This is a genomic window from Rhizobium sp. BK529 (assembly GCF_014194105.1).
Lineage (GTDB): Bacteria > Pseudomonadota > Alphaproteobacteria > Rhizobiales > Rhizobiaceae > Rhizobium.
This window is the reverse complement of record NZ_JACIAU010000001.1, coordinates 2,768,983-2,784,894: the sequence shown is the minus strand read 5'-3', so window position 1 is coordinate 2,784,894 and position 15,912 is coordinate 2,768,983. Positions and strand designations below refer to the sequence as shown.

Here is a 15,912-nt window from a genome sequence, read left to right as displayed (position 1 = left end):
GGGTAAGCCATGTCGCTCACTTCAGCACTTAATACCGCGCAGAGCATATTCAACAATACGGGCACGCAGAGCAGCACCGTATCGAACAATATCTCGAACGCCGGCAACAAGGACTATGTGCGCCGGCAGGCGATGCTCACCACCTCGCTGAACGGAGCCCAGGTGGTCAAGATCAGCCGCGCACAGGAAGATGCGCTGCTGAAGCAATATCTCAGGGCATCCTCGCAGGATAGCGCTCAACAGACTCTGTTGAGCGGCCTTCAGGATCTTAAGTCGATTATGGGCGGCAACGACAACGAAACGTCGCCTGAGACTGCTCTTCGCACCTTCCGCGACAAGCTTGGAACCTTCCGCGCGACCCCCGGCGATCTGATCGCTGCCCAGGGTGCGATCACCGCGGCGCAGGACGTCGTCACTTCGCTGAACAATGCCTCCAAGGCGGTGCAGCAGCAGCGTGCCGATGCCGACAAGCAGATCAAGAATCAGGTCGACTCGCTGAACAGCCTGCTGAAGCAGTTCGAGACGGCAAACAATGCCGTTAGGAAGGCGACGGCCGGCAATGAGGATCCGTCGAACGCTCTCGACGACCGCGAGAAAGTTCTCAAGCAGATCAACCAGATCGTTGGCGTGTCTACAGTGACGCGCAGCAACAACGATATGGTTCTTTATACTGCCGATGGCACCACTCTTTTCGAGACGATTCCGCGCGCGGTAAGTTTCGAACCGACGCAGTCCTATGCGGCAGGAACCGTCGGCAACAAGGTTTATGTCGACGGTGTAGCCGTCAACATGGGTTCGGGCGCATCGACCAACGCGCAAGGAAGCCTGGCCTCGCTCCTGCAAATCCGCGATGATATCGCGCCGAAATTCCAGAGCCAGCTCGACGAGGTCGCTCGCGGCCTTGTCAATCTCTACCAGGAAGACGGCAATCCGGGTCTCTTCGTCTGGACCCAGGCAAACGGCACCGCCGGTGGGGTCCCGCCTGCAGGCACTCTCATCAATGGCATTGCCGGGACGATTGCGATCAATGACCGCGTCGTCACCGCCAAGGGCGGCGATCCGATGCGGCTGCGTGATGGCAACATCAACGCAACCAGCACGGCCGCGAACACGACGGGTTCCAGCGGCTACTCTGCTGAACTCGATCGGCTCTATACAGCGATGGACTCTGGCATTCCGTTCGATCCGACGACGGGACTCGACTCGAATGTCAGCATCCTGACCTTTGCCACCAATTCCATCGGCTGGCTCGAGCAGAACCGCAGCGACGCGACCACGGCAGCGGAAAATACCCAAGCTGCCTCGGCGCGAACTGATGAAGCTTATTCCAATGAAACCGGCGTCAACCTCGATGAGGAACTGACGCTCCTTCTCGACATAGAGCAGTCCTACAAGGCGGCCACCAAGATTTTGAATGCCGTTGACGAAATGTTGAAGTCATTGCTGGATATTGCGAGTTAAGCCATGAAGAGCTCATTTATTTCAAGTTCGGCCATCCAGAACGCCATGCGGCTAACGATCCGCCAGGCGCAGAACCAGATGACGAAGGCGACGATGGAAGCGACCACCGGTACTTACGCCGATATTGGTGTGTCGCTTGGCGGTTACGCGGCCAAGAGCATCGATTTTACTCGCGAAGTCGACCGTATCAATTCGATCAAACTGAGCAACGCTCTGGTCGGCGCGCGCATGGAATCGGCCCAGACAGGCCTCGACAAGATGAAGACGGCCGGCGACAGCTTCCTGTCGAAGCTGACCGCACTGCAGAGCAGCCACGATCCGGGCAGCGTCACGGTCGCCATTCAGTCGGCGACGAGCGCGCTCTCTACGATGATGGATACGTCGAACTCCATGGTGAACGGCGAATATCTCTTTGCCGGCATCAACACCGACATTCAGCCGCTGACGGACAAGACGACCGCGACGTCTGCGGCGATCGTTACCGCGTTGAACGCCTATGCTGTGACGCTCGGCAAGCCGGTGAATCAGATCACCGGCGACGAAATGAAGACCTTCATCGAAACCAAGGTCGAGCCGATGTTCAGCGAAACGGCCTGGACGGACCCGACGACCGGCTGGTCCAAGGCGTCCAGCCAGAACATGACGAGCCGCATCAGTAATTCGGAAGTCGTTGAATCTTCGACGAGCGCCAATTCCGAGGGCATGCGCTACTTCGCTCTTGCGACCGTGACGACAGCCGCGCTGTTCGGCCAGAACCTCAGCACCGATGCGATGAGCGCCGTCTCCTCCAAGGCGATCACCTACACGACCCGGGCCACCACCGGCATCGTCACCCAGGCGAGCCAGCTCGGCCTGTCACAGGAGCGTGTCGAGAAGGCGAATGACGCCCTCGATGCGCAGGCGAACATCATGCAGACCAAGCTCGTCGATATCCAGGGCGTTGATCCCTACGAGGCATCGACGCTCGTCAAGACTTTGGAAACACAGCTCGAAACCGCTTACACGATCGTATCGAAGATCCAGCAGCTGAGTCTCGTAAACTACCTTTGATGATCAAAGGCGCGCAATATAAAGAAGGATGCATGAATGTATCAGTTCTCTTATGCCGAGGTCATGCAAGACTCGGTTGCCGACGCGAAGGAGCGAGAATGGCAGGTTCTCGAACGTTCGATCGAACTGCTTTCGGTGGCGCGCGATAAAGAGAAGTACAGCCGGGAAGCCATTGAAGCACTTTTCTATACACGAAGAGTGTGGATCAGCTTCATTGAGGATTTGAAGCATCCCGACAACCAGCTGGAAGTCGAGCTCAGGGCGAACCTTATCTCGATAGCGATCTGGATATTGAAGGAATGCGATCGAATAAGAAAACGTCAGTCGAATAATTATCAGGGCATCATCGACGTTACCACCATCATCAGGGATGGACTTAAATGAAAAGTACACTTCGCATTTCTCTGAAAGCCGGAGAAAGAATCTTCATCAACGGCGCCGTCCTGCGTGTCGACCGTAAGGTCGCACTGGAATTCCTGAATGATGTGACGTTCCTTCTCGAAAACCACGTGCTGCAGCCGGAAGGCGCAACTACGCCGCTTCGCCAGCTCTACTTCATTGCCCAGATGATCCTCATCAATCCCGAGGGCAAGGAGCACTCGACGGCGATGTTCCGCAAGTCGATCACGATGCTGCTCACATGCTTCAAGAACGAGGAAATCCTCGCCGAGCTGAAGCGTATCGATGCACTCGTTTCGACCGGTCGCGCCTTCGACGCGCTGAAGGCCATACGCGGTCTTTACGCGATCGAAGACAGCATCCTCAACAATCACGAGCTGCCGCCGACCATGGTCGAGCAGATTCGCAGGGAGATCGCACCATGGCGGTAGACGGAACACAAGGCGTAGGCGGTGGCAGCAGCACGTATGGCTCGTCCAACGCCGCGCAGCAGAAGGCCACGCTGAACTACGATAACTTCCTTCAGCTCCTGGTCGCGCAGTTGAAGAACCAGGATCCGACCGATCCGATGGATGCCAGCGAGCAGATGTCGCAGCTCGCGAGCTTCTCGCAAGTCGAGCAGACGATCCAGACGAACTCGAAGCTCGACACCCTGCTGACGAGCTCCAGCCTGACCCAGGCGAGCAGCTATATCGGCAAGTACATGGAAAGTGCCGACGGCAAGACCAAGGGCACGGTTGAATCTGTCAAGGTTTATTCCGATGGCCTCATTGCAACGCTCGACAATGGCGGTAAAATTCTCATCCAAGCCGGCATTTCCCTTGCCGATTCGGCGCCGACCAATGGTTCGAGCGACGGCAGCGGTTCCGACAATACCTCGGGTGATGACGGCACCGATGGAACGGATGGGGTCTGACATCAGTTCATTCTGATGAAGCCGGCCAATCCCAGTCCGGCCACGGCCGGACTGCTACTTTCTGGGCGATATGAGGTTGCCTGACGATGAATGAAGCTGATGCACTCGACCTGTTCCAGGCTGCGATCTGGACCGTTCTGATTGCCGCAGGCCCCGCGGTGATCGCGGCAATGGTCGTCGGTCTCGTGATCGCGCTAATCCAGGCGCTCACACAGGTTCAGGAAGCCACGCTCACTTTCGTCCCGAAGATCGTCGCCGTTCTGGTCACGATCGGTATTTCCGCCCCCTTCGTGGGCTCCCAGATTTCGATCTTTACCAATCTGGTCTTCTCGCGCATCCAGTCCGGCTTCTGAGCCAACTTCGCGCAAGCTTCGCCGTATAGCTGTCGATCCGAACTGGGCGGATTCTGATATCCGCCTCCTCTCATGAAGAGACGGAATCGCTATGGCGCAACCACCTGCACTACCCCTTCCGAAAGTCGCTCCCAGCATGCGTGACATCGGCTTTGCCTTGGGCATCGTCGGTATCATCTGCATCCTCTTCCTGCCGATCCCGCCGTTTTTGATCGACATGGGCCTAGCGTTCTCGATCGCCTTCTCGGTGCTGATCCTCATGGTCGCGCTGTGGATCCAGAAGCCCCTCGATTTCTCGTCCTTCCCGACCATCCTTCTAATCGCGACGATGACCCGACTGGCGCTGAACATCGCGACGACGCGCGTCATCCTTTCGCATGGTAACGAGGGACATAATGCTGCAGGCGGCGTCATCGCCGGCTTCGCAAGCCTTGTCATGTCCGGCGACTTCGTCATCGGTCTGATCGTCTTCCTGATCCTGATTACCATCAACTTCATCGTCATCACCAAAGGTGCGACGCGTATCGCGGAAGTCGGCGCGCGTTTCACCCTTGATGCGATTCCCGGCAAGCAGATGTCGATCGACGCCGACTTGTCGGCCGGTATCATCGACGAAAAGGAAGCCCAGCGCCGCCGCAAGGAGCTGGAGGAGGAAAGCTCCTTCTTCGGTGCGATGGACGGTGCGTCGAAGTTCGTGCGTGGTGACGCGGTCGCAGGTCTGCTCATCACCAGCATCAACGTCTTCGGTGGGATCATCATCGGTTACTTCCGCCACGGTATGCCGATCGGCGAAGCCGCCGACGTCTTTGTCAAGCTCTCGGTCGGTGACGGCCTCGTCTCGCAGATGCCGGCCCTCATCGTTTCGCTGGCCGCCGGCCTTCTCGTTTCCCGCGGCGGCACGGTTGGTTCCACCGACCAGGCGGTGGTCAATCAGCTCAGCGGCTATCCGCGCGCACTGTCCGTCTCGGCTGTCCTGATGTTCGTACTCGGCCTGATGCCGGGCCTGCCGACGCTGCCCTTCGTCGTCCTCGGCAGCCTGCTCGCCTTCGGCGCCTGGTTCATTCCGCGTCAGGTCGAAGCAGAGAACAAGATCCGCCGCGAAGCCGAGGAAAAGAAGGTCGTCCAGAACAAGGAGCTCGAAAAGGACTCGGTCAAATCGGTGCTCCGAACCTCCGAGATCGAGCTTGCCCTCGGCAAAATGGTTTCGACCCGTCTGCTCGGCGCCCACCAGGAGCTCGCCTTCCGCGTCGGCAAGATGCGCAAGAAGTTTGCGACCCAATACGGCTTCGTCGTGCCGGAAATCAAGGTCACCGACGATATCGGTATCCCCGAAAAGTCGTACCAGATCCGTATTCACGGCACGACGGTCGCTTCGAACTTGCTGCGTGTCGGCGAAGTGCTCGTCGTCACCGGCGCAGGCCGCAAGCCGAGCATTCCGGGTGACGAAATCCGCGAACCTGCTTTCGGAATGCCGGCGGTTTCGATCCTCGAAAACTTCGCCGACGATCTGAAGCGCGAAGGCTTCCAGCCGATCGACAACGTCTCGGTCGTGCTGACGCATATGAGCGAGGTCATCAGAAACAACCTGCCGCAGCTTCTTTCCTATAAGGACGTGAAGATCTTGATCGATCGCCTCGACCCTGAATACAAGAAGCTCGCCGATGAGATCTGCTCGTCCCACATGTCCTATTCGGGTCTCCAGGCGGTACTGAAGCTGCTGCTTGCCGAACGGGTCTCGATCCGCAACCTGCACCTCATTCTGGAAGCTGTCGCCGAACTCGCCCCGCATGTCAGAAAGACGGAGCAGATCGTCGAGCACGTCCGCATCCGCATGGCCCAGCAGCTCTGCGGTGACCTTGCCGATAACGGCGTGCTGCGCGTGCTGCGTCTCGGCAGCAAATGGGACCTCGCCTTCCACCAGGCTCTCAAGCGCGATGGCAAGGGTGAAGTCGTCGAATTCGACATCGATCCGCGCACGCTGGAAGAGTTCAGCGAGCAGGCGACGAAGGTTATCCGTGAATTCATGGATAGGGGCCTGCCTTTCGCCCTTGTCACGTCGCCGGAAACACGCTCCTATGTGCGCATGATCATCGAGCGACTCTTCGCAACGCTTCCCGTTCTCTCGCATGTGGAACTGGCCAAGGGCATCGAAATCAAGATTCTGGGCTCGATTTCATGATTTCAGACCCGCAAGGGACAGTTCTGGCGCTGTTTCTGGTTTTCTGCCGGATCGGTGGCTGCGTACTCACCCTTCCGGGTTTTTCCTCCGCCCGTGTTCCGGAGCAATTGCGGGTCTTCATCGCAGGCGCGCTTTCGCTTGCCGTGCTGCCGGTACTTTGGGACACGGTCTATCCTTCGGTTCATACCAGTTCCGGCACCTATATCGGCCTCATTTTCAGCGAATCGCTGATCGGCGTGATGTACGGTATGCTGGCCCGCCTCTATACGCTCGGTCTGCAGTTCGCGGCCACGATCGTGTCCATGATGGTCGGCTACACCCAGCCGAGTACGACTGACATCGTCGAAGATTCGGCCGAAATCAGCCTGACGGCTTTCATCACGATGACCGGTCTGATGGTTCTCTTCATCATGGACTTCCATCACATCGTCTTTCGCGCGCTGATCGATTCCTACACGACCATGCCCTTCGGCGGGCTGTTGCAGATGCGCGCTACGCTCATTACCTTCACCGACACGCTGGAGCAGAGCACTTACATCATGCTGCGGCTCGCGAGCCCCTACCTGATCTATGGGCTGATCTTCAACATCTCGATCGGCTTCATCAATAAGCTCGCGCCGCAGATCCCGGTCTACTTCATCTCCACGCCCTATCTGCTGATGGGTGGCCTCTTCCTGCTTTATTTCTCCATCGCTGCCTTGATCAGCCAGTTCGGCCAGTCATTCGCCGGCATATTCGTGGGGAGGTGAGGGCGATGATCGAGAAGAAACGGTCCGACAAGCTCAAGCGCCTGGTCGGGGTGCAGCGGCATCTTGAAAAGATGGCCGAGTACGATTTGGCTGAGACCAGTCGCCAGCGGGCTGAGGTCAATGCGGCCATGGATGTCGCCATTCTTGCGCTGGGATCGTTGGACCCGATCCATCGCGCTTTTTCGCAGAGTTATGCCGACCGCTTCGGCAGGCTGAGCATCAAGGACCAGCAGTTGACGGGCATGCAGCAGGTGCACGAAATGCGCCTGACGCGCGAGCGCGCCAAGGGTGACCGGCTGGAAGAAAGCATGCTCGAGGCCCTCCAGGCCGAGCGTCGAGAGGCTGATGACAATGCCGTCTACGACGTAATCGATCAGCAGTTTGCAACGCCAGCCTCCAGCAAGCTTCAAAAATAATAATCGCCACGATCTTACATTAGAGGATTGTAACGTGGCTATTTCACCCCCCAGCGATCTGGTGATGGACGTCGTCAAGGCGGCCGACCCCATGGAGGTTCAGGCTGCCCAGGAAAAGCTGAAGGCCAACCGCGCAGCCTTTGCAGCAAACAGCCTGGCTGAGGCCGGCAACGGCTTTTCTTCCGCAGTCGATATTCTCGACCACGTCAAGCAGAAGACCGGCCTGCACAATATCCAGAACCGCGAAAAGACCGAGGAAGTGCCGGAAACTTACCGGAAATTCGAGGCTATGGTTCTGCAGAACTTCGTGAAGTCCATGCTGCCGAGCGATGCCGAGAATGTCTTCGGCAAGGGCGCAACGGGCGACATTTGGAAGGGCATGATGGCTGAGCAGCTCGGCAACGTCATGGCCAAGGGCGACGGTATCGGCATTGCCAAACAGATGTATGCCGAGCAGCTGCGTCGCCAGGAAGGCAAGATCGTCAATGCCTCTACGGACGAGGACGATCGCAAGACTGCCATGAGTATGATCGACGAATTTCAGCGCAAGACCTTCGGCACCCCGACTGCCGACAGTAAGTCCGCAACAAGCGACGCATAATCGAGGATAAAATGGAAATAGTTTCGAACGAATACCGGATTAAATCCGTTCTCGGGCGCCTCGAAATGATAATCGACAATGAGAATAACCGAATCGGCAGCGATCCGCAGTTCGATCTCAAGGTCTCCAATACGCACAAGAGCCGGTGCCTCTACGAGCTCTCGATGCTCTTCCGCGACACTGATCCGGCCGAGTTGGCCGCTTCGCATCTTGAGCAGCTTCACGGCCTCAAGAAGAAACTGGTACTGAACGCCCGTCGCGTCGAGGCACATCTCGAAGCTGTTCGCGCCGTAGCCGATCTCCTGAAGAATGCCGTGCAGGATGCAGACGCCGATGGCACCTATTCCCAGGAACAGTTTGTCGCGCGAGACGCCTGATGATCAAGCTCGTCCTCACAGGTGTCTGGGTCTGCGCTGTAACGCTGGCATCGGTCTATTTCTCGGTGAACATGGCCACAGCGCCGGCGCCGGCTGCATCGGATACCAGGCAGAGCGCGCTTGAGCTGGTGAAGGGCGAGACGATCACCGTGCCTGTCATCGGCAATGGTGCGGTCAACGGTTATTTTCTCGGCCGCATCTCTTTCATGATGCGCAAGGATATGATCGCGGGCCTGAACCTGCCGATCACGGAGATGACGACCGACGAACTCTTCAGCCTGCTCGTCGGCAACAAGATGGTCGATGTTTCCAACATCAAGACCTTCGATCCCGGCGCATTTCGCGAAGAGATCAAGAAGGGCATGAACGAGCGTCTCGGCGGCGACTATGTTGCCGAAGTCATGCTGGAACAGCTCGACTATCTCTCGAAGGAAGACGTGAAGGAAACGTCCGGAGGCAAGCCGGCGAAGGTTGGCGCGCCGGTCAAGATCATCGACACCGCGCCGGCTTCCGACACGCCGGCGGCATCCTCCGGTCACTGATTGCCAGCTACCGTTTGTTCGGAAACGGCGCCGCTAGGCGCCGTTTTTGCGTCCTCTCCTTGGTTAATGAACGACTTATGCGCGCATGAAAATCCAAGGCTTTTTCCTAAGGCTTGTTTGAAATCGAGCTGATACAAACGCGGCACAGGCTTGGGAGGATATCGCCACGGGGTGGGGAGGTCGCTTTAAGCGTGTCGCTGCTGGCCCTTATAAGAGCTCCGCTGCGGAAATGTCGGCTTATTTTCCGGGACGCCTGGCGCATGACGCATCCTCGACAGGAGGTTGGAATGAATCTGATTGCGAACTTCGCGGTGCTTGCATCGCGTCGGACGATTTTCGATCTGTCGGTCTGCGATCTCGCTTGGGACGATGCGCTGGTCTTCATCAACGAGCTGGCTTCCATCCCCGTTGGGCAAACCGTAGTTTGCTTCGTCAACGCCCATAACATGCTGACGGCTCTGCGCGACGATGAGTACCATCAGATTATGTCGCGTAATCTCGTACTGCCCGACGGCGTCGGTCTCAACATCGCTTCCCGGATCACGCACGGTGCGCCGTTCCCTGCCAATCTAAACGGCACCGATTTCGTGCCGGCCTTCCTGACTTTCATGGAAACGCCGCGTCGCATCGGCCTTATCGGCGGCGCGCGCGAGGTCGTTGAGAAAGCGGCTGAAAACTTTTCCAAGCATACGCCCTGGCACGAGTTTGTCGTCATCTCCGATGGCTTCTTCGACAAGGCCAGTTCCGAACCCGTGATCGCCGAGGTGGAGCGCCAGAAGCTCGATATCCTGATCGTTGGCATGGGCACGCCGCTGCAGGAAAAGTGGGTCCACCAGAATATCCGCGCGGATCACGCGCGTCTCGTTCTGACGGTCGGCGCACTTTTCGATTTCGTCTCGGGTACTGTGCCGCGCGCACCGAAGACGGTTCGCATGATGCGCCTGGAATGGGCCTATCGCCTGGTGCAGGAACCGGCGCGCCTCTGGCGCCGCTATATCATCGGTATTCCGATCTTCCTGCTCCGGGTCCTTCAATATCGCTTCAGTCGGCGGGCGCGCATCCTCGCTCAGCCGGATGAACGGTCGTCGGCGGCGGCGCATGCTACCGGCGAACAGAAGAAAATCGAACAGATGAAGAAAGCCGGCTGATTGCAGATTTCTGCAGGCTCCGGTTAACCATTTCTTTGCCATATATATTTAGAGTAGCTTAATCATCCGCGTCGGCGCGGTTGAGCGAACTCGGCTATCATGCGCATGAGATCTGACGTCAATGCACGATTCCAGGGCGAAAAACAGTTTTCATGATCGCGCAATCACCTCGTCGCGCGGCCAACAGCAAAGTCGGGTCGAAAAGAGCCCCGGTTCGCCGGAGGTTCGTCCTTCCGAAGCCGAGTTGCTGCGCGCCATAGGTCGGTTGCTCGACGAACAGCGTGCGAAGGCGCGCCAGACTGAACCGCTGGTGGACCGGATCGAAACGATCCTCGGTTCGCGCCTGCAGGCTGCAAACGATATCGCCGCTGCTCCCGCTTCCGAAGGCTCTCGCCCAGCGCCAGAGACTGCGGCGCAATCTGCCACGGTTCATCACGTTGCTCCTGCAGAGAAAGCGGCCATTTCGACGCTTTCGCGCGAAGTGCGGCGTCCGAACTGGATCAGGAGCGCCCTCATCACAGCCATCCTCTCGTTCGGCGGTGCTGCCGCTCCGATCCTGATGCCATCCTCACCGGCGCTTTACACTGCAGAAACGACGCTTGCCGTGGATGCCGGCACAGGCAATCAGACTGCCTTGGTCGGGGATACCGTCAAAAGGCTCTCATCGGTACCTGTCATCACCTCCGCCGTCGCGGCACTGAAGCTGGACCGCGATCCGGAATTTGCCGGTAGCAGCGCCAATGCGCTTGGTGTCGCCTTCGATCTTCTCTCCGGCAGCGGCGCAGCCGCCGATCCGGCATCGCGCGCAGAGGCCGCACTGAAATCTGCCGTAGCAGTTATTCCCGATGACCGTGCCGGCACGATACGCCTGATGGTAAAGACGGGGGATGCCGGCAAGTCGACGCGCATCGCCATGCGACTGTCCGATGCGGTCACCGGCGGCAGCGCTGCCGGCAAGGCGGCCGAGACGGCCATTGCCCTGAAGAAGGAAAATGATCAGGCTCAGGCAGAACTCATAGCCTTCAGCCAGAAAAACGGCGAGGGCAACGTCAAAGTTGCGACACAACTGCAGCGCCAGATCGCCAGCCTGGATGCCGATCTGAAAAATGCCGACGACAATATCCTGACTGCCAAAGAGCAGGCGGACAGGCTGAAGGCCGCCAAACTCTCGAACGTGCTGGAAGGTTCGCTCGCGCCGGATATGGTCTCGCCCGCCCTGCAGGACCTGCGCGACAGATATGCGATCGCCAAGACCACGTTGGCGCAGCTTTCGGCCGACCTTGGCCCGCGCCATCCACGCCTGCTCCAGCAGCAGTCCGAAGTCGATGGTCTGAAGGACAGCATCGGCAAGGAGCTGGCGCACCTCGCCCAGAACGCAAATACAGCTGTCAAAACCGCCGTCGACACGCGCAAGCAGCTCAGCGATCGCCGCAACGCGCTGATTGCCCAGAGCCGCGATACCGGCGTCGATCTCGCCAAGCTGACCGAACTGCGGGAAAAGGCGTCTGCTGCCCGCTCGCGGCTGCAAGAGGAAGTTTCCACGACGGGTGCCATCGCTCCGGGCCAAGTCACGGTTCGCAAGCCTCCTCTCGTGCTGCCAGCTTCCGGCGACGATGGTTTCGGTGTCCGTTCGCTGATCGGCGGTCTTGTCGGTTTGGCGATCGGTCTCGGGCTTGCTTTCCTGCCGCGTCTCTTCCGCCGGCAGCCACAACACGCGCCAGTCCAAGTTCCCGTCCTAGCTCCCTTCCCGGCCCCGGCCCCCGGGCCTATGCATGCCCCGGAGGCTACCCAGACGGCCGGCGAAGTCGATGCGCTGCGCTCGCAGATTGCCAGCCTGCGCGATCGCTTTCGCACCTACCAGGCGGCGCGATAGGCGACCGCCCGACAACAAATTGCTCTTGCATTTGCCGTTTTTAAACGGGATAGGGCGTTATCGGGAAATCATTCCCGCCGCGGGCGAATAGACTGGCGCGAAATGGGCGGAGAAGACGCGTGACGACAGTAATCGATGGCAAACAGGTTGCCGCTTCCGTAATTGAAACCGTGAAATCAGCAAATTCCGCGCTTCAGGCCGCCAAAGGCATTCAGACGGGCCTTGCGGTCATCATCGTCGGCGACGATCCGGCGAGCCATACTTACGTCAGTTCCAAGAGTCGCATGGCCAAGGAATGCGGATTCAAATCGGTCCAGCACACGCTGCCGGTCGAGACGACGCAGGAGGAGCTTGCAGCACTCGTCGCTTCGCTCAATGCCGATCCATTGATCCACGGTATCCTCGTGCAGCTGCCTCTGCCGAAACATCTCGACAGCGAGCCGATCATCCAGTCGATCCTGCCGGAAAAAGATGTCGATGGCTTGAGCGTCGTCAACGCCGGCAAGCTTGCGACCGGCGATCTGAAGACGGGTCTGGTTTCCTGCACGCCGGCCGGCGCCATGGTTTTCGTCCGCCGTACGCATGGTGCGGACCTTTCCGGCCTCAATGCTGTCGTCATCGGCCGCTCCAATCTCTTCGGCAAGCCAATGGCGCAGCTCTTGCTGAACGCCAACGCGACGGTCACGATCGCTCATTCGCGCACGAAGAACCTCGCTGAAGTCTGCCGCAACGCTGATATCCTGGTGGCCGCGGTCGGCCGTCCGGAAATGGTCAAGGCCGACTGGGTGAAGCCAGGTGCCACCGTCATCGACGTCGGCATCAACCGCATCGCGGCACCCGAGCGGGGCGAGGGTAGGACCCGCCTCGTTGGCGATGTTGCTTTTGCGGAGGTTTCTCCGGTCGCTGCAGTGATCACTCCGGTTCCTGGCGGCGTCGGCCCGATGACGATCGCCATGCTGATGGCCAATACTGTGATCGCCGCCCATCGTTCGGCAGGACTTGCGCCGCCATCATTCTGATCAAATCGAGAGCGCCGATCAGCTTTGCGGGGCAGGGCCCGTCGAGGCCCTGACGATCAGTTCCGTCTTCCAGAGCTCTTGCTCGGGGAAAGGGCCGGCTTGCTTGACAGTGCTGATGAGCCGCTGCGCGATACGCACGCCGGCGGCGCGCAGTGACGAGCGGGTCGTCGTCAGTGGCACGGAGAAATTCTCCGGCTTCAAGAGCGGCAACACGTCGTCATGGGCGATCAGCGAAATATCCTCGCCGAGCTTCAATCCTGCCTGATTGACGGCCCGGATCGCGCCGAGGGCCAGAACCGTGCTAGAGCACAGGATGGCAGTCGGCCGCTCGGCGAGTTGCAGGAAGCGCTCCATGGCAATCAGCCCTTCCTCATCCGTCATGACGGTATGGCTCGTGCAGTCCTCCGAAAGCTCCAGCCCGCGCTCGCCGAGCGCGGCAATCAGACCGTTCCTGCGGCGAATGGCGAAATCGAGGTGGGCCGGGCCGTTCATCAGCGCAAAGCGCGTGTGGCCAAGCTGCAGCAGAAGCCGCGCCGCATCGTAGAAAGCGGTCTCGTTGTCGATGTCGAGATAGGGGTAATCCGGCTCCGTGCCGAAGGAGCGGCCATGCACCACGAAGGGCATAGAAAGCGATTTCAGCATGGCGAGCCGCGGGTCGTGGCCGCGCATATAGGCAACGAAGAGGGCATCCACATTGCCGCTGATCGCCAACCGCCGAAGTGCTCCTACCTCATCATCCGGATCTGCCGGCATGATGACGAAGTGGAAGTCGTGGCGGACCGCCTCTTCGCCGAGACCGGTCAGGAACTCGCCGAAATGCACGTCGGACTGATGGCCGGGTGCTGTGGGCATGACCAGGCCGATCGAACCGGCTTTTCCGGTCGCTAGCCGCTGGGCTGCCTTATTCGGGCGGTATCCTGTCTCTTTGACGGCTCGGAGCACGCGTTCCCGGGTCGCCTCGTTGACTTCAGGATAGCCATTGAGCGCGCGGCTCACAGTGGTCTGCGAAAGCCCCAGCAGTTCCGATAGCTGTTTGAGATTCACCTGTTATGCTTCCTCCCGGCCTGCCCTGCGGCCGTAACAATAGTGGCCGCCGCCTCCCAGTGGCATCCAAAGCGCTTTCAATTATGTAGCAGCTGCCGCGCTTGACTCAAGAAAAATCGCTCCATATTTCCCATGGAGCCTTGCTGCAACGCGATGCTGCGCCGGTATTCCAGCCGTTTTCGTGAAATGGCTTGACTTCATTCCATTGAAAGTGAATGAGTTGGTGTGTCAAAGCGCTTTGAGATTTCCGTTTCAATGGAATTCGGCGCATTTGGGATTGTGATGGGAGGTTGATCACATGAAGAAATCATTTTTGATGGGCGTCGCATTTGCGGCGCTTTTTGCCGGCGCTGCGTCGGCCGCGGATTTGAAGTTTGCACCGGGCCAGGATGCCAAGTTCAACTGGAAGAGCTATGACGACTTCAAGGCTGGCCATGCCAACCTGAAGGGTCAGCAACTGACGATCTTCGGCCCCTGGCGTGGCGAAGACGAGGCCTTCTTCCAGAGCATCCTCGCCTACTTTGTCGAAGCGACCGGCATTGACGCCAAATATTCGTCCTCTGAAAACTATGAGCAGCAGATCGTCATCGATACGCAGGCAGGCTCCCCGCCGAATATCGCAATCCTGCCGCAGCCAGGCCTTCTGGCCGATCTCGCCAGCAAGGGCTTCCTGACGCCGCTTGGCGACGACAATTCCAAGTGGGTCAAGGACAATTACGGCGCTGGCGATAGCTGGGTCGGTTATGGCACCTATAAGGGCAAGGATGGCAAGGAGGCCTACTTCGCCTTCCCGTACAAGGCCGACGTGAAGTCGCTCGTCTGGTACGTTCCGGAAAACTTCCAGGAAGGGGGTTACAAAGTCCCGACAACAATGGAAGAACTGCACGCCCTGACCGACCAGATCGTCAAGGACGGCGGTGTTCCCTGGTGCATCGGTCTTGGTTCGGGCGGCGCGACCGGCTGGCCGGCAACCGACTGGGTCGAAGACATCATGCTGCGCACCCAGAAGCCCGACGTCTACGACAAGTGGACGACCAATGAAGTAAAGTTCACCGATCCGGCCGTTGTTGCCGCGATCGACGAATTCGGCAAGTTCGCCAAGAACGAAAAGTACGTCGACGGCGGCGTTGCAGCCGTGGCTTCGACCGACTTCCGCGACAGCCCGAAGGGCCTGTTCGCCGTTCCGCCGAAGTGCTACCTGCACCATCAGGCTTCGTTCATTCCGAGCTTCTTCCCGGAAGGCACGAAGCTCGGCACGGATGCCGACTTCTTCTACATGCCGACCTATGCTGCGCATGCTGACCTCGGCAAGCCGGTTCTGGGTGCTGGCACGCTCGTCTCCATCACCAAGGACTCTCCGACGGCCCGCGCCTTCATCGACTTCCTGAAGACGCCGATCGCGCATGAACTCTGGATGGCGCAGTCGAGCTTCCTGACCCCGTATAAGGGTGTGAATGTCGATGCCTATGCCAACCCGCAGATGAAGAAGGAAGGCGAGATTTTGACCTCGGCCACCACCTTCCGCTTTGACGGTTCGGATCTGATGCCCGGCAAGATCGGCGCAGGTGCCTTCTGGACCGGCATGGTCGATTTCGTCGGTGGCAAGTCCGCCCAGGACGCCGCAGCTGAAATCCAGAGCGCCTGGGACGGCATCAAGTAATTTCCTGTCAGTTCGTGCCGCCGCGACCGGCGGCGGTACCGGAATGCACGGCCGGGTTCCAGAGGGGAGACCCGGCCGTGTCGGATCCTGTGGTCAAAGACACAAGGTGGATTGACGGTATCCGG

General features: G+C 59.0%; 17 protein-coding genes. 16 read left to right on the top strand and 1 reads right to left on the bottom strand.

All coding sequences use genetic code 11. The features are described 5' to 3' along the window. Window positions 1–9 precede the first annotated feature (9 nt). From flgK to folD, 15 genes are all read left to right on the top strand, one after another. Window positions 10–1,461, top strand: coding sequence for a flagellar hook-associated protein FlgK (gene flgK, locus FHX08_RS14010; RefSeq protein WP_132652632.1), 1,452 nt, complete (start codon window positions 10–12; stop codon window positions 1,459–1,461). A 3-nt stretch (window positions 1,462–1,464) separates the two neighbouring features. Continuing rightward, complete coding sequence (locus tag FHX08_RS14005; protein ID WP_132652631.1) at window positions 1,465–2,511, top strand: flagellar hook-associated family protein; 1,047 nt, start codon at window positions 1,465–1,467, stop codon at window positions 2,509–2,511. A 36-nt stretch (window positions 2,512–2,547) separates the two neighbouring features. Next, entirely contained in the window at window positions 2,548–2,895 is a 348-nt protein-coding gene (flaF, locus tag FHX08_RS14000; protein WP_007825020.1) for a flagellar biosynthesis regulator FlaF, read from the top strand. Next, entirely contained in the window at window positions 2,892–3,341 is a 450-nt protein-coding gene (flbT, locus tag FHX08_RS13995) for a flagellar biosynthesis repressor FlbT (protein WP_132652630.1), read from the top strand. The genes flaF and flbT overlap by 4 nt, the downstream gene beginning before the upstream one ends. Further along, entirely contained in the window at window positions 3,332–3,826 is a 495-nt protein-coding gene (flgD, locus tag FHX08_RS13990; RefSeq protein WP_132652629.1) for a flagellar hook assembly protein FlgD, read from the top strand. Before flbT ends, flgD begins: the two co-directional genes overlap by 10 nt. Before the next feature lie 86 nt (window positions 3,827–3,912). Next, complete coding sequence (fliQ, locus tag FHX08_RS13985; protein WP_132652628.1) at window positions 3,913–4,179, top strand: flagellar biosynthesis protein FliQ; 267 nt, start codon at window positions 3,913–3,915, stop codon at window positions 4,177–4,179. A 91-nt stretch (window positions 4,180–4,270) separates the two neighbouring features. Then, the gene (flhA, locus tag FHX08_RS13980; RefSeq protein WP_132652627.1) at window positions 4,271–6,358 is read left to right on the top strand and encodes a flagellar biosynthesis protein FlhA; all 2,088 of its coding nucleotides are present in this window, start codon (window positions 4,271–4,273) and stop codon (window positions 6,356–6,358) included. Then, the gene (fliR, locus tag FHX08_RS13975) at window positions 6,355–7,107 is read left to right on the top strand and encodes a flagellar biosynthetic protein FliR (RefSeq protein WP_132652626.1); all 753 of its coding nucleotides are present in this window, start codon (window positions 6,355–6,357) and stop codon (window positions 7,105–7,107) included. Before flhA ends, fliR begins: the two co-directional genes overlap by 4 nt. A 5-nt stretch (window positions 7,108–7,112) precedes the next feature. Continuing rightward, on the top strand, window positions 7,113–7,523 hold the full coding sequence (locus FHX08_RS13970; protein ID WP_132652625.1) for a hypothetical protein: 411 nt from the start codon (window positions 7,113–7,115) through the stop codon (window positions 7,521–7,523). A 34-nt stretch (window positions 7,524–7,557) separates the two neighbouring features. Then, window positions 7,558–8,124 carry a rod-binding protein gene (locus FHX08_RS13965; RefSeq protein ID WP_132652624.1) on the top strand — a complete coding sequence of 189 codons (567 nt, stop codon included), beginning with the start codon at window positions 7,558–7,560 and terminating at the stop codon, window positions 8,122–8,124. Window positions 8,125–8,135: 11 nt separating this feature from the next. After that, window positions 8,136–8,501, top strand: coding sequence for a hypothetical protein (locus tag FHX08_RS13960; RefSeq protein WP_132652623.1), 366 nt, complete (start codon window positions 8,136–8,138; stop codon window positions 8,499–8,501). Then, window positions 8,501–9,043: a hypothetical protein gene (locus FHX08_RS13955; protein ID WP_132652622.1), complete on the top strand. Its 543-nt coding sequence runs from the start codon at window positions 8,501–8,503 to the stop codon at window positions 9,041–9,043. The genes FHX08_RS13960 and FHX08_RS13955 overlap by 1 nt, the downstream gene beginning before the upstream one ends. 287 nt (window positions 9,044–9,330) lie before the next feature. Continuing rightward, window positions 9,331–10,191 (top strand): WecB/TagA/CpsF family glycosyltransferase, encoded by an 861-nt coding sequence (locus FHX08_RS13950; protein WP_132652621.1) that lies wholly within the window; start codon window positions 9,331–9,333, stop codon window positions 10,189–10,191. 121 nt (window positions 10,192–10,312) lie between these two features. Beyond that, window positions 10,313–12,064 carry a succinoglycan biosynthesis protein exop gene (locus tag FHX08_RS13945; RefSeq protein WP_132652620.1) on the top strand — a complete coding sequence of 584 codons (1,752 nt, stop codon included), beginning with the start codon at window positions 10,313–10,315 and terminating at the stop codon, window positions 12,062–12,064. Window positions 12,065–12,183: 119 nt separating this feature from the next. Further along, on the top strand, window positions 12,184–13,083 hold the full coding sequence (folD, locus tag FHX08_RS13940) for a bifunctional methylenetetrahydrofolate dehydrogenase/methenyltetrahydrofolate cyclohydrolase FolD (RefSeq protein ID WP_132652619.1): 900 nt from the start codon (window positions 12,184–12,186) through the stop codon (window positions 13,081–13,083). Between the two features lie 18 nt (window positions 13,084–13,101). Here the strand turns inward: folD and FHX08_RS13935 are convergent, their stop codons facing one another. Further along, window positions 13,102–14,127, bottom strand: a complete 1,026-nt coding sequence (locus tag FHX08_RS13935; RefSeq protein ID WP_132652618.1) for a LacI family DNA-binding transcriptional regulator — start codon at window positions 14,125–14,127, stop codon at window positions 13,102–13,104. A 298-nt stretch (window positions 14,128–14,425) separates the two neighbouring features. Here FHX08_RS13935 and FHX08_RS13930 point away from each other — a divergent pair, with 298 nt between their 5' ends. Then, window positions 14,426–15,787 (top strand): ABC transporter substrate-binding protein, encoded by a 1,362-nt coding sequence (locus FHX08_RS13930; protein ID WP_132652617.1) that lies wholly within the window; start codon window positions 14,426–14,428, stop codon window positions 15,785–15,787. The last annotated feature ends 125 nt before the right edge of the window (window positions 15,788–15,912 follow it).

What these genes read in the sequence shown, in the direction of transcription:
- flgK (WP_132652632.1), top strand. Translation starts at nt 10, where the DNA reads ATGTCGCTCACTTCAGCACTTAATACCGCGCAGAGCATATTCAACAAT.
- FHX08_RS14005 (WP_132652631.1), top strand. Translation starts at nt 1,465, where the DNA reads ATGAAGAGCTCATTTATTTCAAGTTCGGCCATCCAGAACGCCATGCGG.
- flaF (WP_007825020.1), top strand. Translation starts at nt 2,548, where the DNA reads ATGTATCAGTTCTCTTATGCCGAGGTCATGCAAGACTCGGTTGCCGAC.
- flbT (WP_132652630.1), top strand. Translation starts at nt 2,892, where the DNA reads ATGAAAAGTACACTTCGCATTTCTCTGAAAGCCGGAGAAAGAATCTTC.
- flgD (WP_132652629.1), top strand. Translation starts at nt 3,332, where the DNA reads ATGGCGGTAGACGGAACACAAGGCGTAGGCGGTGGCAGCAGCACGTAT.
- fliQ (WP_132652628.1), top strand. Translation starts at nt 3,913, where the DNA reads ATGAATGAAGCTGATGCACTCGACCTGTTCCAGGCTGCGATCTGGACC.
- flhA (WP_132652627.1), top strand. Translation starts at nt 4,271, where the DNA reads ATGGCGCAACCACCTGCACTACCCCTTCCGAAAGTCGCTCCCAGCATG.
- fliR (WP_132652626.1), top strand. Translation starts at nt 6,355, where the DNA reads ATGATTTCAGACCCGCAAGGGACAGTTCTGGCGCTGTTTCTGGTTTTC.
- FHX08_RS13970 (WP_132652625.1), top strand. Translation starts at nt 7,113, where the DNA reads ATGATCGAGAAGAAACGGTCCGACAAGCTCAAGCGCCTGGTCGGGGTG.
- FHX08_RS13960 (WP_132652623.1), top strand. Translation starts at nt 8,136, where the DNA reads ATGGAAATAGTTTCGAACGAATACCGGATTAAATCCGTTCTCGGGCGC.
- FHX08_RS13955 (WP_132652622.1), top strand. Translation starts at nt 8,501, where the DNA reads ATGATCAAGCTCGTCCTCACAGGTGTCTGGGTCTGCGCTGTAACGCTG.
- FHX08_RS13950 (WP_132652621.1), top strand. Translation starts at nt 9,331, where the DNA reads ATGAATCTGATTGCGAACTTCGCGGTGCTTGCATCGCGTCGGACGATT.
- FHX08_RS13945 (WP_132652620.1), top strand. Translation starts at nt 10,313, where the DNA reads ATGCACGATTCCAGGGCGAAAAACAGTTTTCATGATCGCGCAATCACC.
- FHX08_RS13930 (WP_132652617.1), top strand. Translation starts at nt 14,426, where the DNA reads ATGAAGAAATCATTTTTGATGGGCGTCGCATTTGCGGCGCTTTTTGCC.